General features: G+C 73.1%; 24 protein-coding genes. 20 read left to right on the forward strand and 4 right to left on the reverse strand.

Going from position 1 to position 21,465, the window contains the following annotated elements:
• The first annotated feature begins 48 nt into the window (after positions 1 to 48).
• From ACH5AO_RS08190 to ACH5AO_RS08200, 3 genes are all read left to right on the forward strand, one after another.
• Positions 49 to 420 (forward strand): holo-ACP synthase, encoded by a 372-nt coding sequence (locus tag ACH5AO_RS08190; RefSeq protein ID WP_030861039.1) that lies wholly within the window; start codon positions 49 to 51, stop codon positions 418 to 420.
• An 11-nt stretch (positions 421 to 431) separates the two neighbouring features.
• Positions 432 to 566 (forward strand): hypothetical protein, encoded by a 135-nt coding sequence (locus ACH5AO_RS08195; RefSeq protein ID WP_398923030.1) that lies wholly within the window; start codon positions 432 to 434, stop codon positions 564 to 566.
• Between the two features lie 96 nt (positions 567 to 662).
• A complete protein-coding gene (locus ACH5AO_RS08200; protein WP_030861040.1) occupies positions 663 to 1,499 on the forward strand; it encodes an RNA polymerase sigma factor SigF in 837 nt (278 codons plus the stop codon).
• A 90-nt stretch (positions 1,500 to 1,589) separates the two neighbouring features.
• On the opposite strand, the gene ACH5AO_RS08205 is transcribed toward ACH5AO_RS08200, so the two are convergent.
• Positions 1,590 to 2,789, reverse strand: a complete 1,200-nt coding sequence (locus tag ACH5AO_RS08205; protein ID WP_398923032.1) for a hypothetical protein — start codon at positions 2,787 to 2,789, stop codon at positions 1,590 to 1,592.
• Between the two features lie 149 nt (positions 2,790 to 2,938).
• On the opposite strand from ACH5AO_RS08205, the gene ACH5AO_RS08210 reads away from it, so the two are divergent.
• The 4 genes from ACH5AO_RS08210 to tsaE all read left to right on the forward strand — a co-directional run bounded on the left by ACH5AO_RS08210 (position 2,939) and on the right by tsaE (position 7,470).
• The gene (locus tag ACH5AO_RS08210; protein WP_398923034.1) at positions 2,939 to 4,372 is read left to right on the forward strand and encodes an NAD(P)H-hydrate dehydratase; all 1,434 of its coding nucleotides are present in this window, start codon (positions 2,939 to 2,941) and stop codon (positions 4,370 to 4,372) included.
• 173 nt (positions 4,373 to 4,545) lie between these two features.
• Positions 4,546 to 5,745 (forward strand): alanine racemase, encoded by a 1,200-nt coding sequence (alr, locus tag ACH5AO_RS08215; protein ID WP_398923036.1) that lies wholly within the window; start codon positions 4,546 to 4,548, stop codon positions 5,743 to 5,745.
• The gene (locus ACH5AO_RS08220; RefSeq protein ID WP_398923038.1) at positions 5,742 to 6,965 is read left to right on the forward strand and encodes an alpha/beta fold hydrolase; all 1,224 of its coding nucleotides are present in this window, start codon (positions 5,742 to 5,744) and stop codon (positions 6,963 to 6,965) included. Before alr ends, ACH5AO_RS08220 begins: the two co-directional genes overlap by 4 nt.
• Entirely contained in the window at positions 6,934 to 7,470 is a 537-nt protein-coding gene (gene tsaE / locus ACH5AO_RS08225) for a tRNA (adenosine(37)-N6)-threonylcarbamoyltransferase complex ATPase subunit type 1 TsaE (protein ID WP_398923040.1), read from the forward strand. The genes ACH5AO_RS08220 and tsaE overlap by 32 nt, the downstream gene beginning before the upstream one ends.
• A 215-nt stretch (positions 7,471 to 7,685) precedes the next feature.
• Here tsaE and ACH5AO_RS08230 read toward each other — a convergent pair whose 3' ends face one another.
• Positions 7,686 to 7,883 (reverse strand): hypothetical protein, encoded by a 198-nt coding sequence (locus ACH5AO_RS08230; RefSeq protein WP_398923042.1) that lies wholly within the window; start codon positions 7,881 to 7,883, stop codon positions 7,686 to 7,688.
• Positions 7,884 to 8,047: 164 nt separating this feature from the next.
• The gene (locus tag ACH5AO_RS08235; RefSeq protein WP_398923044.1) at positions 8,048 to 8,596 is read right to left on the reverse strand and encodes a hypothetical protein; all 549 of its coding nucleotides are present in this window, start codon (positions 8,594 to 8,596) and stop codon (positions 8,048 to 8,050) included.
• A 119-nt stretch (positions 8,597 to 8,715) separates the two neighbouring features.
• On the opposite strand from ACH5AO_RS08235, the gene tsaB reads away from it, so the two are divergent.
• The 8 genes from tsaB to ACH5AO_RS08275 all read left to right on the forward strand — a co-directional run bounded on the left by tsaB (position 8,716) and on the right by ACH5AO_RS08275 (position 14,799).
• A complete protein-coding gene (gene tsaB / locus ACH5AO_RS08240) occupies positions 8,716 to 9,369 on the forward strand; it encodes a tRNA (adenosine(37)-N6)-threonylcarbamoyltransferase complex dimerization subunit type 1 TsaB (RefSeq protein ID WP_398923046.1) in 654 nt (217 codons plus the stop codon).
• The gene (gene rimI, locus ACH5AO_RS08245) at positions 9,366 to 9,947 is read left to right on the forward strand and encodes a ribosomal protein S18-alanine N-acetyltransferase (RefSeq protein ID WP_398923048.1); all 582 of its coding nucleotides are present in this window, start codon (positions 9,366 to 9,368) and stop codon (positions 9,945 to 9,947) included. The genes tsaB and rimI overlap by 4 nt, the downstream gene beginning before the upstream one ends.
• Positions 9,940 to 11,037 carry a tRNA (adenosine(37)-N6)-threonylcarbamoyltransferase complex transferase subunit TsaD gene (tsaD, locus tag ACH5AO_RS08250; RefSeq protein WP_398923050.1) on the forward strand — a complete coding sequence of 366 codons (1,098 nt, stop codon included), beginning with the start codon at positions 9,940 to 9,942 and terminating at the stop codon, positions 11,035 to 11,037. Before rimI ends, tsaD begins: the two co-directional genes overlap by 8 nt.
• Positions 11,034 to 11,297, forward strand: a complete 264-nt coding sequence (locus tag ACH5AO_RS08255) for a hypothetical protein (protein WP_398923052.1) — start codon at positions 11,034 to 11,036, stop codon at positions 11,295 to 11,297. The genes tsaD and ACH5AO_RS08255 overlap by 4 nt, the downstream gene beginning before the upstream one ends.
• A complete protein-coding gene (locus ACH5AO_RS08260) occupies positions 11,297 to 11,593 on the forward strand; it encodes a hypothetical protein (RefSeq protein WP_398923054.1) in 297 nt (98 codons plus the stop codon). The genes ACH5AO_RS08255 and ACH5AO_RS08260 overlap by 1 nt, the downstream gene beginning before the upstream one ends.
• A gap of 148 nt (positions 11,594 to 11,741) precedes the next feature.
• On the forward strand, positions 11,742 to 12,794 hold the full coding sequence (locus ACH5AO_RS08265; RefSeq protein ID WP_398923056.1) for a LacI family DNA-binding transcriptional regulator: 1,053 nt from the start codon (positions 11,742 to 11,744) through the stop codon (positions 12,792 to 12,794).
• Positions 12,795 to 12,893: 99 nt separating this feature from the next.
• Entirely contained in the window at positions 12,894 to 14,036 is a 1,143-nt protein-coding gene (locus ACH5AO_RS08270) for an LCP family protein (protein ID WP_398923058.1), read from the forward strand.
• A gap of 127 nt (positions 14,037 to 14,163) precedes the next feature.
• Positions 14,164 to 14,799, forward strand: a complete 636-nt coding sequence (locus tag ACH5AO_RS08275; protein WP_398923060.1) for a Uma2 family endonuclease — start codon at positions 14,164 to 14,166, stop codon at positions 14,797 to 14,799.
• A gap of 24 nt (positions 14,800 to 14,823) precedes the next feature.
• On the opposite strand, the gene ACH5AO_RS08280 is transcribed toward ACH5AO_RS08275, so the two are convergent.
• On the reverse strand, positions 14,824 to 16,011 hold the full coding sequence (locus ACH5AO_RS08280) for a methyltransferase domain-containing protein (protein ID WP_398923062.1): 1,188 nt from the start codon (positions 16,009 to 16,011) through the stop codon (positions 14,824 to 14,826).
• A gap of 90 nt (positions 16,012 to 16,101) precedes the next feature.
• On the opposite strand from ACH5AO_RS08280, the gene ACH5AO_RS08285 reads away from it, so the two are divergent.
• From ACH5AO_RS08285 to ACH5AO_RS08305, 5 genes are all read left to right on the forward strand, one after another.
• Complete coding sequence (locus tag ACH5AO_RS08285) at positions 16,102 to 17,025, forward strand: polysaccharide deacetylase family protein (protein WP_398923064.1); 924 nt, start codon at positions 16,102 to 16,104, stop codon at positions 17,023 to 17,025.
• Entirely contained in the window at positions 17,022 to 17,861 is an 840-nt protein-coding gene (locus ACH5AO_RS08290; protein ID WP_398923066.1) for a polysaccharide deacetylase family protein, read from the forward strand. Before ACH5AO_RS08285 ends, ACH5AO_RS08290 begins: the two co-directional genes overlap by 4 nt.
• Before the next feature lie 302 nt (positions 17,862 to 18,163).
• Positions 18,164 to 18,472, forward strand: coding sequence for a co-chaperone GroES (gene groES, locus ACH5AO_RS08295; protein ID WP_006130737.1), 309 nt, complete (start codon positions 18,164 to 18,166; stop codon positions 18,470 to 18,472).
• 149 nt (positions 18,473 to 18,621) lie between these two features.
• Positions 18,622 to 20,250, forward strand: a complete 1,629-nt coding sequence (gene groL, locus ACH5AO_RS08300; protein ID WP_381223889.1) for a chaperonin GroEL — start codon at positions 18,622 to 18,624, stop codon at positions 20,248 to 20,250.
• A 162-nt stretch (positions 20,251 to 20,412) separates the two neighbouring features.
• On the forward strand, positions 20,413 to 21,462 hold the full coding sequence (locus ACH5AO_RS08305) for a hypothetical protein (protein ID WP_398923069.1): 1,050 nt from the start codon (positions 20,413 to 20,415) through the stop codon (positions 21,460 to 21,462).
• The last annotated feature ends 3 nt before the right edge of the window (positions 21,463 to 21,465 follow it).

Raw genomic sequence — 21,465 nt, forward strand, 5'->3', positions numbered from 1 at the left:
GGCATGCCCCCGCCTCCGCCCCCGCTCCCGTCCTCGTAAGGTGCCCGCATGAGCATCATCGGAGTCGGGATCGACGTGGCCGAGATCGAGCGGTTCGCGGCGTCGCTGGAGCGGACGCCGGGGCTGGCCCAGCGGCTCTTCCTGGAGAGCGAGTTGCTGCTGCCCAGTGGGGAGCGGCGCGGTGTCGCCTCGCTCGCCGCGCGGTTCGCCGCCAAGGAGGCGCTCGCCAAGGCGCTCGGCGCGCCCGCGGGGCTGTACTGGACCGACGCCGAGGTGTGGTGCGAGGACAGTGGGCAGCCCCGGCTGCGGGTGACGGGGACGGTGGCGGCGCGCGCCGCCGAGCTGGGCGTACGGTCCTGGCACGTGTCGCTCAGCCATGACGCCGGGGTGGCCTCGGCGGTCGTGATCGCGGAGGGGTGAGGGCGGTGCCCGTGCCCGTCCTTCCCCTCGCCTTTCCCGGGGCCGGGGTCGACCTGCCGGTCTGGGGTGAGGTGTTCCTCGTCGTCGCCGCCGTGCTCACCGTCGTCTTCGCCCTCGTACGGCTGCTCCGTAATTTTCGTCGTTGACCCGGGTGCGTGCTTCGGATGAACCGGGGTAGACGCGGAGAGCCGGTGCCTGGAGCCGGGCCGAACGAACAGGGAGGGCGAACAGTGACGTCGACGATGGCGCGGACCGACCGAGCTCAGACAGTGACCGAACTGCCGGAGGTCGCCGATCCCGGTCAGGTCGCGCCGAAGGACGCCCGGGAGCTGTCCAAGCAGTTCTTCCGCCGGCTGACGGAGCTGGAGGAGGGCACGCACGAGTACCAGTACGCGCGCAACACCCTCATCGAGATGAACATGTCCCTCGTCCGCTTCGCGGCCGGCCGGTTCCGCAGCCGGGGCCCGGAGGAGATGGAGGACATCGTCCAGGTCGGCATGATCGGGCTGATCAAGGCGATCGACCGGTTCGAGCTCTCCCGCGAGGTGGAGTTCACCTCCTTCGCGATCCCCTACATCGTCGGCGAGATCAAGCGGTTCTTCCGTGACACCTCGTGGTCCGTGCACGTACCGCGCCGCCTCCAGGAGGCCCGGGTGCAGCTCGCCCGCGCCACCGAGGAACTGCGCAGCCGGCTCGGCCGTACGCCCACGACCGCCGAACTCGCGCAGCTGATGAGCCTGACCGAGGAAGAGGTCAACGAGGCCCGGATCGCCTCCAACGGCTACAACTCCGCCTCCCTGGACGCCGCCATCGGCAGCGAGCCGGACGGCGAGAGCGTGCTCGCGGACTTCATCGGCACCGAGGACGCCGCGCTGGAACTGGTCGAGGACTTCCACGCGCTGGCCCCGATGATCGCCGAGCTCGACGAGCGCGAGCGCAAGATCGTGCACTGGCGGTTCGTGGAGGAGCTGACGCAGGCGGAGATCGGCGAGCGGCTCGGCTGCTCCCAGATGCATGTCTCGCGGCTGCTGTCGCGGACGCTGAAGCGGCTGCGGGCCGGCATGCTCACCACGAGCTGAGGCCGGGCGGCCGGGCGGGTGTACGGGGACGGGGTGCGGCACACCAGGCCGCACCCCGTCCTCTTGTGTCAGCAAGACGCCGGCAGGGCGTCAGCAGATCGACTGGCTGCTGTTCACCAGCCGGTTGTTGCGGAACGTGGTGTTCTCGCCGCAGGGGCTCTCGCGGATCGACGAGTTCGTCACCGTGAGGTTCTGGACGGTGATGTCCCGGTTGTTCGCGAACTCCGAGCGCGCCGCCAGGCGGATCTCGCCGCCGCCGGTGACCGTGCCGCTCTGGGCGGCGAGGTTCACGTTGTAACAGTTCTCGATGAGGATCGCGTTGTTGCCCGTGTTCGAGAGCGTGATCCTGTCGATCGTCGCGCCGCCGCTCTCCGAGACGCAGAACACGCCCCGTCCGCCGCCGCGTGCGACGACCTCGCCTACGCGGATGTTGGTGGAGTAGGAGCTGCCGATCCGGCCGTTGCGGTTGGCCATGCGGAAGGCCGCGTACCCGGTGCCGGTGCCGGCGTTCTCCGCGTCCACCTTGGAGACGGTGGCGTTGATGGTCTGGTTCAGCAGCAGGCCCGACTCGCCGACGTTGCGGGCGGTCACCGTGCCGACGGTGAGGCCGTCGACACCGTACGTCTCCACGGCGTGACTGGACGCGCCGGAGACGTACACGTTGTCGATGCGCACGTTGCGCGTCCACTGGCTGGTGTCGCCGCGGTTGTCGATGCGGACGCCGAGACCGCGGGTCAGGCGCATGTCGATCTGGCCGAGGACGACGTTCTGCACGTTGCGCAGGAAGATCCCGTACAGCGGGGCGCCGGTGACGTCGAGGTGCTGCACCTCGATGTCGCGGGTGCCGCGGGAGTAGACCGGGGCCTGGTCGCCGGAGCCGCTGCCGGTGACGTCGATGGTGCCGCAGACGTCCAGGGTGGTGTAGCTCGGCAGGGAGATGCGGGAACCGGCGGAGACGGAGCCCGAGCCGCGGACCACGACCCGTTCCTTGCTGGTGCGGCCGGAGGACAGGCTGTTGATCGCCGCCTGTACGGCCGCGCGCATGTCGCCGCCGGTGTAGACGGTGCTGCCGCCGCGCCTGGCGGTCCAGGTGCTGCCGTTGAGTACGGCCTCGGCCTGGTAGGAGCCGTCGCCGCAGGCCGCGGCGCGGGCGGGGGCCGGGGTCGCGGTGGTCGCGACGGTTGCGGTGGTGGTCGTGGGGGCGGCCGTGGCGGGGGCCGTCATGACGCCGGCCGTGGTGAGGAGTGCGGTGGCGCCGGCTGCGGTGAGGAGTGCGGCTCTGCGTCCCATGGGTCCTCTGCTTCTCTCGTCGAACCGATTCGACTGAATCGATTCATCCGGTGGGGGGGCCGAGAGTTTGGCAAGAGCATGGCAAGGAGTCAAGCGGTCCGCCTCCCCGTTACGGGAGTTGACGGGCCGTCTGCGGGAGACTCGGACGCATGCGTACTGCGTACAGCGTGGAGACGGTCAGGACGGCGGAGCGGGAACTGATGGCACGGCTGCCGGAGGGGGCGCTGATGCAGCGCGCCGCCGCCGGGCTCGCCGCCGCCTGCGCGGATGTGCTGGGGCGGGTGTACGGCAGCAGGGTCGTCCTGCTGGTCGGCAGTGGGGACAACGGCGGCGACGCCCTGTACGCCGGTGCCCGGCTCGCCCGGCGCGGCGCGGGCGTGAGCGCGGTGCTGCTCGCGCCGGAGCGCGCCCACGGCGGGGGGCTCGCGGCGCTGCGCCGGGCGGGCGGGCGGACCACGGGCACGGACGGCGCCGAGGCGCTGATCGAGCGGGCCGATCTCGTCGTCGACGGCATCGTCGGGATCGGGGGGAAGGGCGGGCTGCGCCCGGAGGCGGTGCCGCTCGCCGAGGCGGCCGCGCGGGCGCGGGCGGCCGTGGTCGCCGTCGATCTGCCGAGCGGGGTCGACGCCGACACCGGGGAGGTACGGGGAGCGGCGGTCCGGGCCGACCTCACGGTCACCTTCGGGACGCACAAACCGGGGCTGCTGATCGATCCGGCGCGCGAGTACGCGGGGTCGGTGCGGCTGGTCGACATCGGGCTGTCGCTCCCCGAGGAGCCGGAACTGGAGGCGTTGCAGCACGCGGACGTGGCCCGGCTGCTGCCGGTGCCGGCCGCCGAGAGCGACAAGTACCGGCGGGGCGTCGTCGGGATCGCCGCCGGGTCCTCCCGGTATCCGGGGGCGGCGGTGCTCGCGGTGGCGGGGGCGCTGCGGGGCGGTGCGGGGGCCGTACGGTACGTCGGCCCCGCCGGGCAGGCCGTGATCGCATGCTTCCCCGAGACGCTGGTGTCGGACGGCGGGCCGCGGCGTGCGGGGCGGGTGCAGGCGTGGGTGGTCGGGCCGGGCGCCGGGGACGACGCGGCGACGGTCGCGGAGGTGCTGGCGACGGACGTGCCGGTGCTGATCGACGCGGACGGGCTGCGGCTGGCGGAGGCGTCGGCGGTACGGGGGCGGCGGGCGCCGACGCTGATGACCCCGCACGCGGGGGAGGCCGCGGCGCTGCTCGGGGTCGAGCGGGGGGAGGTCGAGGCGGGGCGGCTGGCGGCGGTGCGGGAGCTGGCGGGGCGGTACGGGGCGACGGTGCTGCTGAAGGGGTCCACGACCCTGATCGCGTCCTCGGGAGGGGGCGTGGTGCGGGTGAACCCGACGGGGACGTCGTGGCTGGCCACGGCGGGCAGCGGGGACGTGCTGTCGGGGCTGGCGGGGTCGTTGCTGGCGGCGGGGCTGTCGGCGGTGGACGCGGCGAGTGCGGGGGCGTATCTGCACGGGCTCGCGGGGCGGTTCGCGGCGGACGGGGCGCCGATGGGGGCGCACGATGTGGCGGAGGGGATCGCGGGGGCTTGGCGGAGTGTGGTGCGGGGGTGAGCGGCTGCTCGGCGTAGGGGTGGGGCGGGCGTGGGGTACGCAGCCCGGCGCTTACGGGGTGCCGCCGCGCCCACCCTCCCCCATTGCCCGAAAGGCATGGGAGGTACCCCCGTCGCCCTGCGGCACGATTGCCCGCGGCTTGCGGAGCGGAGGGCTCTGAGAGACTGGGCGGGATGAACGAGACAGTTGCCCCGGGGGGCGCGGAGCTGCGGGCCCGTGCCGAGATCGACCTCGCCGCCGTGCGGGCCAATGTGCGGGCCCTGCGCGAGCGGGCACCCGGCGCCGCCTTCATGGCCGTGGTCAAGGCCGACGGGTACGGGCACGGCGCGGCCCCCTGCGCCCGGGCCGCCGTCGAGGCCGGGGCGACCTGGCTGGGCACCGCCACCCCGCAGGAGGCGCTCGCGCTGCGCGCGCCCGGCGCCGGGGTGCCGGACGGCGTACGGATCATGTGCTGGCTGTGGACGCCCGGCGGGCCCTGGCGGGAGGCGGTCGAGGCCGGCCTCGACGTGTCCCTGAGCGGCACGTGGGCGCTGGAGGAGGTCACCGGGGCGGCCCGTCTCGCCGGGCGGCCCGCGCGGGTGCAGCTCAAGGCCGACACCGGGCTCGGGCGGGGCGGCTGCCAGCCCGGCGACGACTGGACGGAACTGGTCGCCGCCGCGCTGCGCGCCGAGGCCGAGGGGCTGGTCCGCGTCACCGGCCTGTGGTCGCACTTCGCCTGCGCCGACGAGCCGGGCCACCCCTCCATCGCCGCCCAGCTCACCCGCTTCCGGGAGATGGTCGCGTACGCGGAGGGGCAGGGCGTCGACCCCGAGGTGCGGCACATCGCCAACTCGCCCGCCACCCTCACCCTCCCCGAGAGCCACTTCGACCTCGTGCGCCCCGGCATCGCGATGTACGGCGTCTCGCCGAGCCCCGAGATCGGCACCCCCGCCGACCTGGGACTGCGTCCGGCGATGACCCTGTCCGCCTCGATGGCCCTGGTGAAGCACGTCCCCGGCGGCCACGGCGTCAGCTACGGCCACCACTACGTCACCCCGGGCGCCACCACCCTCGGCCTCGTCCCGCTCGGCTACGCGGACGGCGTCCCGCGCCACGCCTCCTCCACCGGGCCGGTGCTGGTCGAGGGCAAGTGGCGGACGGTCGCGGGGCGGGTCGCGATGGACCAGTTCGTCGTCGACCTGGGCGGGGACGAGCCGGGGCCGGGCGCCGAGGCCGTCCTCTTCGGGCCGGGTGACCACGGCGAGCCCACCGCCGAGGACTGGGCGCAGGCCGCCGGGACCATCGCGTACGAGATCGTCACCCGGATCGGGACCCGCGTCCCGCGCGTCTACGTCCATGAGGGGAACGACGCGGACGAGGGGAGCGGTACGTGAGCGAGGGCATCGCCGAGGCCGCGGCTTCCGCGGCCTCCGCGGCCGGCGGGGGCTGGCGCCGGGCCACCGGTGTCGCGGGTGTCGCGATAGGCGTGCTCGCCACCGGGGCCGCCGCGGGCGTCGCGATAGAGCGGATGACGGTCGGCCGGGGCATGCGCAGGAAGGCCCGGCTCGCCCTCGACTCCGCGGGACCGTACGGCGCGCTGCGCGGCACGCCCGGCAAGGCGTACGCCGATGACGGCACCGAGCTGTACTACGAGGCCGACGACGTCGACCCCGCCCCGACCCCCGAGCGGAGACGCCGGCTGTTCGGGCGCAGGGCGCCCGCCCCGGTCACCGTGGTCTTCAGCCACGGCTACTGCCTCAGCCAGGACTCCTGGCACTTCCAGCGGGCCGCGCTGCGGGGCGTCGTACGGACCGTGCACTGGGACCAGCGCAGCCACGGCCGCTCGGAGCGGGGCGCGGCGCAGGTGGAGCGGGGCGAGCCGGTCACCATCGAGCAGCTGGGGCGGGACCTGAAGGCCGTCATCGACGCGGCGGCGCCCGAGGGGCCGCTGGTGCTGGTCGGCCACTCCATGGGCGGGATGACGGTGATGGCCCTCGCCGACCAGTACCCGGAGCTGATCCGGGAGCGGGTGGTGGGCGTCGCCCTGGTCGGTACGTCGTCGGGGCGGCTCGGGGAGGTCAACTTCGGGCTTCCGGTGGCCGGCGTCAACGCGGTGCGGCGGGTGCTGCCGGGGGTGCTGAAGGCGCTGGGGCAGCGGGCCGAACTGGTGGAGCGGGGGCGCCGGGCCACCGCGGACCTGTTCGCGGGGGTGATCAAGCGGTACTCGTTCGCGTCGCGGGACGTGGACCCGGCGGTCGCCCGGTTCGCCGAGCGGATGATCGAGGGCACGCCGATCGACGTGGTCGCCGAGTACTATCCGGCGTTCAGCGACCACGACAAGACCGAGGCCCTCGCCCACTTCGCCGGTCTGCCGGTGCTGGTGCTGGCCGGGGTGGGGGACCTGGTGACGCCGAGCGAGCACAGCGAGGCGATCGCCGGTCTGCTGCCCGAAGCGGAACTGGTGCTGGTCCCGGACGCCGGGCACCTGGTGATGCTGGAGCACCCGGAGGTGGTCACCGACCGCCTCGCCGACCTGCTCGTCCGCGCCGGCGCGGTGCCCGCAGGGGCTACCGTTGGTCGCTATGGAAGCAGCAGCACCGCACAACCCGGCTGAGCCGACGCCGACCGCGAACTCCGTCGACGTCGGACTGACCGTCACCTCCCCCGAGCAGATGCGCGAACTGGGCCGCAGGCTCGCCAAGCTGCTGCGCGCCGGTGACCTGGTCCTGCTCTCGGGCGAGCTCGGCGCGGGCAAGACGACGCTGACCCGGGGCCTCGGCGAGGGGCTCGGCGTGCGGGGCGCGGTCACCTCGCCGACGTTCGTGATCGCCCGGGTGCACCCGTCGCTGGGGGACGGTCCGCCGCTGGTCCACGTCGACGCGTACCGGCTGTCGGGCGGTCTGGACGAGATGGAGGACCTCGATCTCGACGTCTCGCTGCCGGAGTCGGTGATCGTCGTGGAGTGGGGCGAGGGCAAGGTCGAGGAGCTGACCGAGGACCGTCTCCAGGTCGTCATCCACCGGGCGGTCGGCGACACCACCGACGAGGTGCGCCGGGTGACCGTGACCGGCCTGGGCGGCCGCTGGACGGCGACCGACCTGACCGTACTGTCGGCCTGAGCCGGGGACGGTCGCGGGGCCTCGTGCCATTGGTCTGAGCGGTGCGGGGCCTCGTGCCGTCGGCCGGGAACGGAGGCGGTCGCGCGGTCCGGTGCCGTCGGCCTGAGCGGGGCACGGTCCCGTGCCGTCGGCCTGGGACGGAGGCGGTTGCACGATCCCGTGCCATTGGCCCGAGCGGGGCGCGGCCCCGTGTCGTCGGCCCGGGACGGAGACGGTTACGCGGCCTCGCGGTGGTCCTTCGACGGTTCGCAGGGCCGGGGTTCCGGTGTGCGGGGCGGGGTGGAGACCGCGGCGGCCGCGGCGCAGGCCGCCAGCAGGTCGCGCATCGGGACTCCGGAGGGACCGGAGAGGCCGGAGACCGGCTGGGGCCGCGGCTGCGCCGTGGTCCGGCGGGCGTTCTGGTGGGCCGGCATGGACGCCTCCTGAAGGGCGGGGGCGGGCGTGGTTAGGTAGACCTAACCACGAGCTGGATACCATGTGACCACGCCCGGGACACCGAACGCAACATCTTGCCGACGTCTTGTCGGAACGTACGGCGTCCGTTCACGGGATCCGGCCGGAACGCACACACCGGGACTCACCGCACGACGACGACCTTCCGCCCGATCGTCGCGAACCCCCACATCGCCGCGCCGTCCGCGCGGGTCTCGCGGATGCCGCCCGTCCGCTCCCCGGGGTCGAGCCGCGGAGCCGAGCCGTCGACCGCCGCGCTGAACCCGATCGCCGTACCGTCCACGGAGGCGAACCGCACCACGTGCTCGACCGGGACGCCGTCCGATCCGGTGACCGCCCCGGACCGGGACGTGACCCGGTAGGTGCCCGGTGCCGGGTCCACCGTGCTGGGGCTGACCCCGAAGGTGCGCCGCACCTCGCCGTCCTTCCCGACCAGCCACACCCGGTCGCCGCCCAGCGAGTACACGACCCGTTCGCCCGTCCCCGACCGCGCGGGCACGGCGAACGGGTGACTCCCGTCCCGGAGGGACTCGTGGACGGCCGCCGCGGTGCCGGACGCCGGAGGGCGCAGCCCGTCCGGGGCGGTCACCGCCGCCCGGTGGCCGAGGTAGCCGATCGTCGCGAGGGCCGCCGCGGTCAGCCCCGCCACGACCGCCGAGCTGGTGCCTGACACCGCCGTCACCCCTGTCCCGCTCTGCCCTGTTATGTACGTACGTCGACGCGACCGTAGCAGTACGTGACCGGTCGGCCCGTGCGGCCGTGGCCGGGGCGCGGGAGCCGTAGGCTGTTTGCGTGCTCTTGCTCGCTCTGGATACCGCCACCCCCGCCGTCACCGTCGCGCTGCACGACGGCCACGACGTCATCGCCTCGTCGAGCCAGGTGGACGCCCGCCGCCACGGCGAGCTGCTGCTCCCCGCGGTCGACCGGGTGCTCGCCGAGGCAGGTCTGCGGCTGGACGCCGTCACCGGGATCGTCGTCGGCACCGGCCCCGGCCCGTACACCGGGCTGCGCGTCGGCCTGATGACCGCGGACACCTTCGGGCTCGCGCTCGGCGTGCCCGTGCACGGTGTGTGCACGCTGGACGGCCTGGCCTGCGCGGCCGACCTGGAGGGCCCCTTCGTCGTGGCGACCGACGCCCGCCGCAAGGAGGTCTACTGGGCGCGCTACGCGGACTCCCGCACCCGCCTCACCGAGCCCGCCGTGGACCGGCCCGCCGACATCGCCGAGCAGGTGAAGGGCCTGCCCGCGGTCGGTGCCGGCGCGCTGCTGTACCCGGACACCTTCCCCAGGGCGCACGAGCCCGAGCACGTGTCCGCCGCCGCCCTGGCCCGGCTGGCCGCCGAGCGGCTGGCGGCGGGCGGGGAACTGCCCGCGCCCCGGCCGCTGTACCTGCGCCGGCCCGATGCCCAGGTCCCCAAGAACTACAAGGTGGTCACCCCCAAGTGACCGGATCCGAGACTGCCGTGCTGCGCGAGATGCGCTGGTGGGACATCGATCCCGTGCTGGAGCTGGAGCGGGACCTGTTCCCCGAGGACGCCTGGTCGCGCGGGATGTTCTGGTCCGAGCTGGCCCACGCGCGCGGACCCGGGGCGACCCGGCGCTACGTCGTCGCCGAGGAGGACGGCCGGATCGTCGGCTACGCGGGCCTCACCACCTCCGGTGCGGAGGCCGACGGCGGCGAGGCCGGCGACGGCGACAGCGTCCTGGCGGCCGACGTGCAGACCATCGCCGTCACCCGGGACCACTGGGGCACCGGCCTCGGCTCGCGGCTGCTGACCGAGCTGCTGCGGGCGGCGACCGCCTTCGAGTGCGCCGAGGTGCTGCTGGAGTGCCGGGTCGACAACGTGCGCGCCCAGAAGCTCTACGAGCGCTTCGGCTTCGAGACCATCGGGGTGAGGCGCGGCTACTACCAGCCGGGGAACGTGGACGCCCTGGTGATGCGACTGACCGACCCCTCCACCTCCGTGAACCCGGCGAGTCCCGTCGACGGGAACGGCGTACAAGGAACCGAAGACAATGGCTGACGAACCCCTGGTCCTGGGGATCGAGACCTCCTGCGACGAGACCGGTGTCGGCATCGTGCGCGGGACCACCCTGCTGGCGGACGCCGTCGCCTCCAGCGTCGACGAGCACGCCCGCTTCGGCGGCGTCGTCCCCGAGGTGGCGAGCCGCGCCCACCTGGAGGCGATGGTCCCCACCATCGAGCGCGCGCTGAAGGAGGCGGGCGTCAGCGCCCGCGACCTCGACGGCATCGCCGTCACCGCCGGTCCCGGCCTCGCCGGCGCGCTGCTGGTCGGCGTGTCGGCGGCCAAGGCGTACGCCTACGCCCTCGGCAAGCCCCTCTACGGCGTCAACCACCTCGCCTCGCACATCTGCGTCGACCAGCTGGAGCACGGCGCGCTGCCCGAGCCGACGATGGCGCTGCTGGTCTCCGGCGGGCACTCCTCCCTCCTGCTCTCCGCGGACATCACCTCCGACGTCCGCCCGCTCGGCGCGACCATCGACGACGCGGCCGGCGAGGCCTTCGACAAGATCGCCCGCGTACTGAACCTGGGCTTCCCCGGCGGCCCGGTCATCGACCGCTACGCCCGCGAGGGCGACCCGAACGCGATCGCGTTCCCGCGCGGCCTGACCGGCCCGCGCGACCCCGCGTACGACTTCTCCTTCTCGGGGCTGAAGACGGCGGTGGCCCGCTGGATCGAGGCCAAGCGGGCGGCGGGGGAGGAGGTGCCGGTGCGTGACGTGTCGGCGTCCTTCCAGGAGGCGGTCGTGGACGTGCTCACCCGCAAGGCCGTACGGGCCTGCAAGGACGAGGGCGTCGACCACCTGATGATCGGCGGCGGCGTGGCCGCCAACTCCCGGCTGCGGGCCCTGGCCGAGGAGCGCTGCGAGGCGGCCGGCATCCGGCTGCGCGTGCCGCGCCCCAAGCTGTGCACGGACAACGGCGCGATGGTGGCCGCGCTGGGCGCGGAGATGGTCGCCCGGAACCGCCCGGCGTCGGACTGGGACCTGTCGGCCGACTCCTCGCTGCCGGTGACGGACCCGCACGTGCCGGGCGCCGCCCACACGCACGACCACGTGCACGAGACCGCCAAGGACAACCTGTACTCATGACGGTCGCGCTGATGTGGGAGGCCCGGGCGGTGTCCGGCCGGGGCGCGGACCTGGTGGCCTGGGCCGAGGAACACGCGCGGGAGCTCGCCCGCCGCCCCCTGCGCCGCGAGACCTTCCGCGCCCCGCAGGACCGCGTCCTGGTCATCACCTGGTGGGACGCCCCGTACGACGCCGACCTCCCCGAACTCCCGGAGCCGGACGGCGACCTGACCGCCCGTCCGGTGCACCGCTGGCGATTCGAGTCGCTCGGCGACGTCTGATGATCAACACACAGGTGCGTTCGGAGACCGGCGCCATCGTGGCGCGCGGGTCCTGCGGACTGGACTGGACGACCGCGCTTCAGCACGTGGACGAGGACAGGTTCCCGTTTCTGGGCAGCCTGCTGCCGTGCGCGGACGCCATGTTCAACTCGCGTCAGACGAGGAGGCTGCGCGAGGAGATCGCCGACCGGTCCGTCCGGGAGCTCCTCGGGGAGGACGCGGTGGCGGAGATCGAGCGGCTGTGTCTGCGGGTGGAGAGCGGGTCGCATCTGTATCTGTGGTTCCTGGGCGACTGAACCGGCGCTCCGGCCGCCGGGGTCGGCCCCGGTGGCCCGCGTGCGGACGATTCTCGCCGAATGTTTCGGATTGAATATCGAATATTCCGGGAATCCATGACCCCCGGAGGGGTTCGTCGAAAGGACCCGCAGGGTTACGATCGCCGCCATGACTTCCCCGCAGCCCGCTGAAACCCGGACGCAAGGGCGGAGCGCCCGGACGGCGACCCTCGCCGAGATCGCCCGCGAGGCCGGCGTCTCCGCCCCGACTGTTTCGAAGGTCCTCAACGGTCGTGCCGACGTCGCCCCCGCCACCCGCAGCCGGGTCGAGGGGCTGCTGCGCGCCCACGGCTACCGGCGCCGGCGCGCCGAGGCCACCCGCTCGCCCCTGATCGACCTGGTCTTCCACGAACTGGAGAGCGCCTGGGCGATGGAGGTCATCCGGGGCGTGGAGAACGTGGCCCGGGACGCGGGCCTGAGCGTCGTCCTCTCCGAGAGCGCGGGCCGGCTCACGCCCGGACGCACCTGGGCCGACCAGGTCGCCGCGCGCCGCCCGCACGGCGTCATCCTCGTGCTGTCCGGCCTCGACGAGTCCGGGCGGGCCCTGCTGACCAGCCGCTCCATCCCGTTCGTGGTGATGGACCCGGCCGGTGACCCGGGTACCGACGTGCCCTCCATCGGCGCGACCAACTGGCAGGGCGGGCTCGCCGCGACCCGGCACCTGGTCGAACTGGGGCACACCCGGATCGGCGCGATCAGCGGACCCACGCGGATGATGTGCAGCCGGGCCCGCGTCGACGGCTACCGGGCCGCCCTGGAGACCGCCGGGCTGCCGGTCGACCCCCAGCTGATCGTGACCGGGGACTTCCACCACGAGGCCGGCTACCGGCAGGGCCTCGCCCTGCTGCGCCGCGAGGACCGGCCCACCGCGGTCTTCGCCGGCAACGACCTCCAGGCCCTCGGACTGTACGAGGCCGCGCGCGAGTTGGGGCTGCGGATCCCGGAGGACCTGAGCGTGGTCGGGTTCGACGACCTGCCGGTGGCCCGCTGGGTGGGGCCGCCGCTGACGACCGTGCGGCAGCCGCTGACGGAGATGGCGGAGGCGGCGGCCAAGCTGGTCCTCGATCTGGGCGGGAACGAGGACCCGGCGGCGGCGACCCGGGTGGAGCTGGCGACGAGCCTGGTGGTGCGGAGCAGTACGGCGGCGCCGACGGGGGCGTGAGCCGCTCCGAAAGTTTCGGACCGCCGGACGCCGGGCCGGAAGTCTGAGAATTTCACAAGAAAGCCGACCGGGGATCGCCGCTCGTCATAATTCGGACTTATGTTCTCGCTCGTGAGGGGACATGAGAAGAGCGGCGGAACCGGGGACGGCGGAACCGGGAGCGACGGGGCCGGGGACCGCGGGGCCGGTGACGAGGGCGCGGGTCTCGCCGGCATACGGACGGGCCGGCGGGCGAAGGCGCTGAAGATCACGGGGCTGGCGCTGGCGGGCCTGCTGGTCCTGGGCGCCGGGGCCGCCGGCTGGGTGTACTGGCAGCTCAACGACAACATCACCGGCGTCGACATCGACAACGCCCTGGGCGACGACCGCCCCGCCAGGGCTGCGGTCACCCCGTCCTCGTCCCCGGGTGCGTCCGCCACGGCCCCGCCCCTGCCGACCGGGTCCCTGAACATCCTCGTCCTCGGCTCCGACTCCCGCAGCGGCGAGGAGAACCAGGCGCTCGGCGGCGGCGACAGCGGCGGCGCCCGCTCCGACACCGCCATGGTCGTCCACCTCGACGCCGGCCGGAGTGCCGCGACGGTGGTCAGCATCCCCCGCGACACCCTCGTCGACCGGCCCTCCTGCCCGCTGGAGGACGGGGAGTCGACCAGCCCGGCCTCCGGGGTCATGTTCAACACCGCGTACGAGGTGGGCGGTCCGGTGTGCGCGGTGAAGACCGTCGAGTCGCTCACGGACGTCCGTATGGACCACTACATCGAGATCGACTTCTCCGGCTTCGCCCGCCTCGTCGACGCGCTCGGCGGGGTCACCGTCACCACCGAGGAGGACATCGACGACGACCGCAGCCACCTCACCCTGGACGCCGGCACCCACCACCTCGACGGCACGGACGCCCTCGCCCTGGCCCGCACCCGGTACGACATCGGCGACGGCAGCGACCTCGGCCGCATAGGGCTCCAGCACCAGCTGGTGAAGGCGCTGCTGGAGCAGGTCGCGGAGGAGGACTTGCTGACCAGCCCCACCCGGCTGTACCGGCTCGCCGACACCGTCACCGGCAGCCTCACCACCGACACCGGCCTGGACTCGCTGGGCGAACTGACGCGCCTCGCCCAGAGTCTGCGGGACCTCCCGTCCGACGGCGTCACGACCCTCACCATGCCGGTCGTCCCGGCCCCCTGGGACCGCAACCGCGTGGTGGCGGACGAGCCGGAGGCGGGGGAGCTGTGGGCGTCGCTGAGATGAGGTGATCACTCGTTCGGCTGATCGACGCCGCTCCCGGCACGCCGCGAACCCCGAACTCGTAGCGTCACCGTGTCGCTTGTGCCGCAGTGGCGCCCGCGCCCACACTTGAAGGAGGAGGTGCTTCTCGATGACCGCTCTCGCAGAAGAGGTGGCCCCGGTGATGGTGGACAAGCCCGTTTCCGAGGAGGGTTCCGATCTGGACGAGGTCCTGTGGCAGGCGTGGAAGGCCATGGATCTCCCCGAGGGCTACCGGGCCGAGATCATCGAAGGGGCCATCGAGGTGTCGCCTACCGGTCGCCGTCGTCACACCGTGCTCATCGGCCGTCTCCGCAGAGCGCTGGACGCGCATTTGGCAGGCAGCGGCTACGCAGCACACCACGACGGTAACGTCATCCACCGTCAGAAAGCCTGGATCCCCGACCTCTTCGTGGCCCCGCTCGACCTCGACGAGATCCCGGACGAGGACGGTCTCGGCGTCGCCGCCGCCGGAGTGGAGACGGTCGTCGAGGTCGCCTCGCCGGGCCACCGGAACCTCCAGCGCGACCGCGTCCGCAAGCGCCGCGAGTACGCGCGGGCCGGGATCCCGGTGTACGTGATCGTCGACGACTTCGACGACGAGGGGGCGGTGCTCGTCCTGACCTCGCCCGACCCGAAGAAGGGCAAGTACGCGGACGAGCACCGGGTCCCCTACGGCACCGACGCGGTGATCCCCGAGGGACCGGCCAAGGGTTTCGCGATCGGCAAGGCGATCGTCGCGTCCTGAGGCGGACCGGTTCGGTCCGGTGCCTCAGCGCACCGGGTGCCCCAGCAGCATCGTCGGGGCGCCGGTGACGCGGGTCAGGAAGACCGTGACGGACGCGGTGCCGTGCGGTTTGGGCAGGGCCTTGCGGCGCAGTTCCTCCGGCTCGACGGCCGAGCCGCGCTTCTTGACGGTCAGGACGCCGACCTCGCGCTCGCGCAGCAGCGCCTTCAGCTTCTTGACGTTGAACGGGAGCCGGTCGGTGATCTCGTAGGCGGTGGCGTACGGGGTGCGGTGCGCCTCGTCGGCGGTGACGTAGGCGATGGTCGGGTCGATCAGGCCACCGTTCACCTCCTCGGCCACTTCGGCGACCAGGTGGGCGCGGATGACGGCGCCGTCCGGCTCGTACAAGTACCGCCCCACCGGCCGTACTTCGGGGTCGGGGAGCATGGTCGACGGGGTCGCGTGGAGGGTGGCTCCGGCGGGCAGCAGCGTGGCCCGCCGCGCACCCGGCGTGACGTCCCGGCCGAACCACAGCACGGCCTCCTTCACGTCCCCGCCGTCCGAGACCCACTCGGCCGTCGCGGCCTCGGGGATCGCCTCGTGCGGAATGCCGGGCGCGATCTTCAGCAGGCCGACCGGTGCCCCGAGCGCGGCGGAGACGGCCCAGGACAGGGGAGGGGAGTAGGCCTCCGGGTCGAAGATCCGGCCGCGTTTGGAGGAACGCCGGGCGGGGTCGACGAACACGGCGTCGTACCCGGCCGTGTCGACCTCCGTCACATCGGCCTCGCGCACCTCGATCAGGCCGGCCAGACCGAGCGCGTCGGCGTTGGCGCGGGCCGCCTCGCAGGTCAGCGGGTCGCGGTCGACGGCAAGGACCCGGATCCCGGCGCGGGCGAACGCGATCGCGTCGCCGCCGATCCCGCAGCACAGATCGGCGACGGACCGCACTCCGATTGCCCGGAGGCGTTCGGCCCGGTACGCCGCCACGCTCGCCCGGGTCGACTGTTCCACCCCGTTCGGCGTGAAGAACATCCGCCGGGCGTCCTCCGCCCCGAACTTCGCCACCGCGCGCTGCCGCAGCCGCGCCTGGCCGAGCGCGGCCGACACCAGGCCGGCGGGGTGCTCGCGGCGCAGACGGGTGGCGACGGCGAGTTCGTGCGCCGGGTCGGTGTCGCGGACCTCGTCGAGGAGGGCGCGGCCTTCGGGGGTGAGGAGGGGGGCGAGGTCGTTCACGGCCTCATTGTGGGCCAGTCGGTGGACCGTGTGCCTCCGGCCGCGGTGTCGGGCCGGCTCCGGAGCGGACGGCTGCGAGGATCCGGCACCATGCGAGCAGTAGGACAAAAAGATAAAAAGCGGCCGTTCGGTGGTGTGCGGATCGGCCTCGCGGTACTCGCTCTCGCCTCCATCGCCTCGGGCTGCGGACCGGACGGCAGCGCTCCGGCCGAACCGGCGGGCGGCCAGCAGCCCTTGAAGGCGCCCCCGGCCCGCGCGCTCGACGCCTACGCCACCCGGCTGCGCGCGGCGCACGCCGCGCGGGTCGCCGCCGCGAAACGCTGGGGACTGAGGAAGGTGCCCCTGACCGCCCCGCCGCCCCCGGCGAGGAAACCCAGGATCACCACCCGCGACGGCTTCGAGGTCGACGGTCACCGGCGGCTGGAACTCCCCCCGGTCTTCACCACCGTCCCCACCGACGAGAGGATCCTCTTCCTCACCATCGACGACGGCGCCGAGAAGGACCCGGCGTTCCTGCGGATGATGAGCGAGCTGAAGGTCCCGTACAGCGCCTTCCTCAGCGACTACCTCGTCAAGGAGGACTACGGCTACTTCAAGGAGATGCGGGGCCGGGGCGTCGGCCTGCACAACCACACCCTCCACCACCCCTACCTGCCCGCCCTGTCCTACGCCCGCCAGAAGCGCGAGATCTGCGGCATGCAGGAGGTCGTCGAGGAGCGGTACGGCGAGCGCCCCGTCCTCTTCCGCCCGCCCTACGGCAACTACGACAAGGCCACCCTGCGCGCCGCGAAGGCCTGCGGGATCACCCACGTCCCCCTCTGGAACGAGGAGGTCTTCGCCGACCGCTGGGAGTACCGCGAGTGGGACCGCGACCTGCACCCCGGCGACATCGTCCTCAGCCACTTCCGGGGCCGCGAGGACTGGAAGGGCACGATGCCGGACATGATCCGCCGCTTCCTGGACAAGGTCACGGCGGAGGGGTACGCGGTGGCACGCCTGGAGGACTACCTGTGAGGGCCGGCCTCCTGGCGGGCGCCCTCGCCCTGCTGGCCGCGGTCGCCGGATGCGGTCCGTCGGGCGGGGCGGGGGCCGGGACGGGGAACGGGCCGGGGGGCGGTGCGGGCCGGCCGCCCGGAGCCGGACCGGCACCGGGGACCGGCGCCCTCCCGCCCGTCGTCGACCGCGTCCCGGCCCGTGACGGGGTCGTCTTCCTCACCTACGACGACGGCGCCGAACGCGACCCCCGCTTCGTCGACCTGGTGCGCGAGCGCCGCCTCCCCGTCAGCCTGTTCCTCACGGACACGGTGGCCGGCCCCGGATACGCGCACTTCGCCCGCCTGCGCTCGGTCGGCGCGAGCCTGCAGAACCACACCCTCGACCACCCCGCCCTGCGCGGTCTGCCGTACGCCGGCCAGCGCGCCGAGATCTGCGGCCAGCAGCGCAAGCTCACGTCCCGCTTCGGCGTCCGCCCCCGCCTCTTCCGCCCGCCCTACGGCACGTACGACACCACCACCCTGCGCGCCGCCGCCGACTGCGGCATCGCGGCGGTGGTGCTGTGGCGGGTCACCCTGGAACCCGACGGCCACCTCACCTACACCGACGGCCCCCACCACCTGACCCCCGGCGACATCATCGCCGTACCGTCGGGCGAGGCCCCGCCCCTGTCACTGACGGAACGAACGACACGACTGCTGGGGAAGCTGGAGGAACGGGGACTGAAGGTGGGCAGACTGGAGGACCACATCAGCCGCATCGGCCCACCGACGGCCCCTGGCGAGCACCGCTCACCTCTCAGCTCACCGACGGTTCCCGGCGAGCACCGCTCACCTTCCAGCCCGTCCGGCGTTTGAGGACGAGGCCCGTTCAGGGCCGAAGGGGGGTCTGGGGGCACAGCCCCCCAGGGGACGCTCACCACAACACGGGCAAGCTCCACACCCCGGTGTGAACAACGCCCCCACCCCCCGACGCGCCGCAGGCAATTGGCACTCCGCTTGACCGAGTGCTAATCGCAGTCATAGTCTCAGGTCTGGCACTCCCCCCTGGAGAGTGCCAAACACGCGACGGGCAGGTCCGGCACCCGCGACGACGGATCCACCTGGTCGCCACCTCAGACAGTTAACCCCGTGAGATCTCCGAAGGGGGAGGTCGGATCGTGACGACCGCCAGCTCCAAGGTTGCCATCAAGCCGCTCGAGGACCGCATCGTGGTCCAGCCGCTCGACGCCGAGCAGACCACGGCTTCGGGCCTGGTCATTCCGGACACCGCGAAGGAGAAGCCCCAGGAGGGCGTCGTCCTGGCCATCGGTCCGGGCCGCTTCGAGGACGGCAAGCGCGTCGAGCTCGACGTGAAGGTCGGCGACGTCGTTCTGTACAGCAAGTACGGCGGCACCGAGGTCAAGTACAACGGCGAGGAGTACCTCGTCCTCTCGGCCCGCGACGTCCTCGCGATCGTCGAGAAGTAAGGGAGATCCGGGGGTCACCCCGGACGACCCGACCTCGTAGCAAGCACTTTTGCTCGAACCACTGCGCCCCTGGCCCCAGCCTCCGACAAGGACCCGGGCGCCCGGGGCGCAGTGATTTCACCCAGAATTCCGAGAGGGCTCCCGCTGCCATGGCGAAGATCCTGAAGTTCGACGAGGACGCCCGTCGCGCCCTCGAGCGCGGCGTCAACAAGCTTGCCGACACGGTGAAGGTGACGATCGGTCCCAAGGGCCGCAACGTCGTCATCGACAAGAAGTTCGGCGCCCCCACCATCACCAACGACGGTGTCACGATCGCCCGCGAGGTCGAGATCGAGGACCCGTACGAGAACCTCGGCGCGCAGCTGGTGAAGGAGGTGGCGACCAAGACCAACGACATCGCGGGTGACGGTACGACCACCGCCACCGTGCTGGCCCAGGCGCTGGTCCGCGAGGGCCTGAAGAACGTCGCCGCGGGTGCCTCCCCGGCGCTGCTGAAGAAGGGCATCGACGCGGCCGTCGCCGCGGTCTCCGAGGACCTGCTCGCCTCGGCCCGCCCGATCGACGAGAAGTCCGACATCGCCGCCGTCGCCGCGCTGTCCGCCCAGGACCAGCAGGTCGGCGAGCTCATCGCCGAGGCGATGGACAAGGTCGGCAAGGACGGTGTCATCACCGTCGAGGAGTCCAACACCTTCGGTCTGGAGCTGGACTTCACCGAGGGCATGGCCTTCGACAAGGGCTACCTGTCGCCGTACTTCGTGACGGACCAGGAGCGCATGGAGGCCGTCCTCGACGACCCGTACATCCTGATCACCCAGGGCAAGATCTCCTCCATCGCGGAGCTGCTGCCGCTGCTGGAGAAGGTCATCCAGGCCAACGCCTCCAAGCCGCTGCTGATCATCGCCGAGGACGTCGAGGGCGAGGCCCTGTCGACCCTGGTCGTCAACAAGATCCGCGGCACCTTCAACGCGGTCGCCGTCAAGGCCCCCGGCTTCGGTGACCGCCGCAAGGCGATGCTGCAGGACATGGCCGTCCTCACGGGCGCCACGGTCGTCTCCGAGGAGGTCGGCCTCAAGCTCGACCAGGTCGGCCTGGACGTGCTCGGTTCCGCCCGCCGCGTCACCGTCACCAAGGACGACACCACGGTCGTCGACGGTGCCGGGAACAAGGAGGACGTGCAGGGCCGCGTCGGCCAGATCAAGGCCGAGATCGAGACCACCGACTCCGACTGGGACCGCGAGAAGCTCCAGGAGCGCCTCGCGAAGCTCGCCGGCGGCGTGTGCGTCATCAAGGTCGGCGCCGCCACCGAGGTGGAGCTGAAGGAGAAGAAGCACCGTCTGGAGGACGCCATCTCCGCGACCCGCGCCGCGGTCGAGGAGGGCATCGTCTCCGGTGGTGGCTCCGCGCTGGTCCACGCCGTCAAGGTCCTCGAGGGCAACCTCGACAAGACCGGCGACGAGGCCACCGGTGTCTCCGTGGTCCGCAAGGCCGCCGTCGAGCCGCTGCGCTGGATCGCCGAGAACGCCGGCCTCGAGGGCTACGTCATCGTCTCCAAGGTCGCCGAGCTCGAGAAGGGCAACGGCTACAACGCCGCCACCGGCGAGTACGGCGACCTGGTCAAGGCCGGCGTCATCGACCCGGTCAAGGTGACCCGCTCCGCCCTGGAGAACGCCGCCTCCATCGCCTCCCTCCTCCTGACGACCGAGACCCTGGTCGTCGAGAAGAAGGAAGAGGAAGAGCCGGCCGCCGCCGGTGGCCACGGCCACGGCCACGCCCACTGACGACGTAAGGTCGCCAGAACCTGAGCGAAGGCCCGGCACCCCCGGAAACGGGGTGCCGGGCCTTCGCCGTACTCGTGGCCGCACGTCGGACGGCTGATCGCGGAACCGCGCCACGGCCCGCGAGGTCTTTCCCCACGGTATTCGGAACAGGAGGGGGACGGGATGAACCAGGTGCTCTACGGGGAACGGTCCCGCAACCCGCTGGCGCGGACCGTGGAACTCACCGAGATCGGGCTGCGCAGAGCTGGCCGGACGACACCGCCGGCCGAGCTGAACCTCGCCGCCATGGCCGAGGCGTACCTGCGGGGGTGCTGGCTCGGCGGAGGCGGCACGGAACGCCCCCTGGCCTCGCTGCCGCAGGGCCCCGGCATCGTGCCGGTCACCCGCGTGACCGGCACGACCAAGCCCCTGAAGGTGCGCCGGGCCGCCGACTTCGCCCACGCCCTGGGCGAGTGGGCGGTCCGCGGGTGCGGCGGGGCGGACCAGGTGGCCGCGCTCGCCGCACGGGCGCGTGCGGAGGACGTACCGCTGTGGATCGCGCGGCGTTACGCGCCCGGCCCCGCCGGACCGGTCGCCGTCGCCGTGGACCGGCGCCTGGTCCGCGTGGACGTGTGGGGCCCGCACGCCCCCGCCGTACGCCTGCGGGCGCCGTACGGCTTCCGCGGCGACTCCACCGTCCCGGGCAGCGGCCTGGTCATGACCGTCGGCGACACGACGGCCCGGCTCGTCCTCCAGAAGAGGTTCCGCAAGTCGAAGAGCAGCGTGGAGATACGCCTGCCCGACCGGCACTGGACGCTGCGGCGCGAGAACGCGGAGAGCTCGTGGCTGCTGCGCGACGGCCGACGGGTCGCACTGCTGACCCGTCCGTCCCGTTGGCCGGGCCCGCCGCCCGGCACCGTGCTGCTGCCCCTGGCCACCGTGCACCACGAGAGCCCGGATCCCCTGGACGCCGTCATGGCCCACGCGGTCGCCGTCTCCTTCGGCCTCGGGGACACGACGGGCCTGGCCAGGTTCCGCCCCCGCCCCCGCTCCGAGTCGGACACCGGCACCTGGGAACTCCCGTGGTTCAGCAACCTCGGCACCGACGGCGACGACAACGAACGCGGCGGCGGCGACGGCTGGGGCAGCGACGGAGGAGACGGCGGCGACGGGGGCGGAGGCGGCGGCGACGGCGGCGGTGGTGACGGGGGCGGCGGCGGGGGCGGCGACTGACCG

The organism is Streptomyces sp. NPDC018964, from assembly GCF_044390325.1.
Taxonomy (GTDB): Bacteria; Actinomycetota; Actinomycetes; order Streptomycetales; family Streptomycetaceae; genus Streptomyces.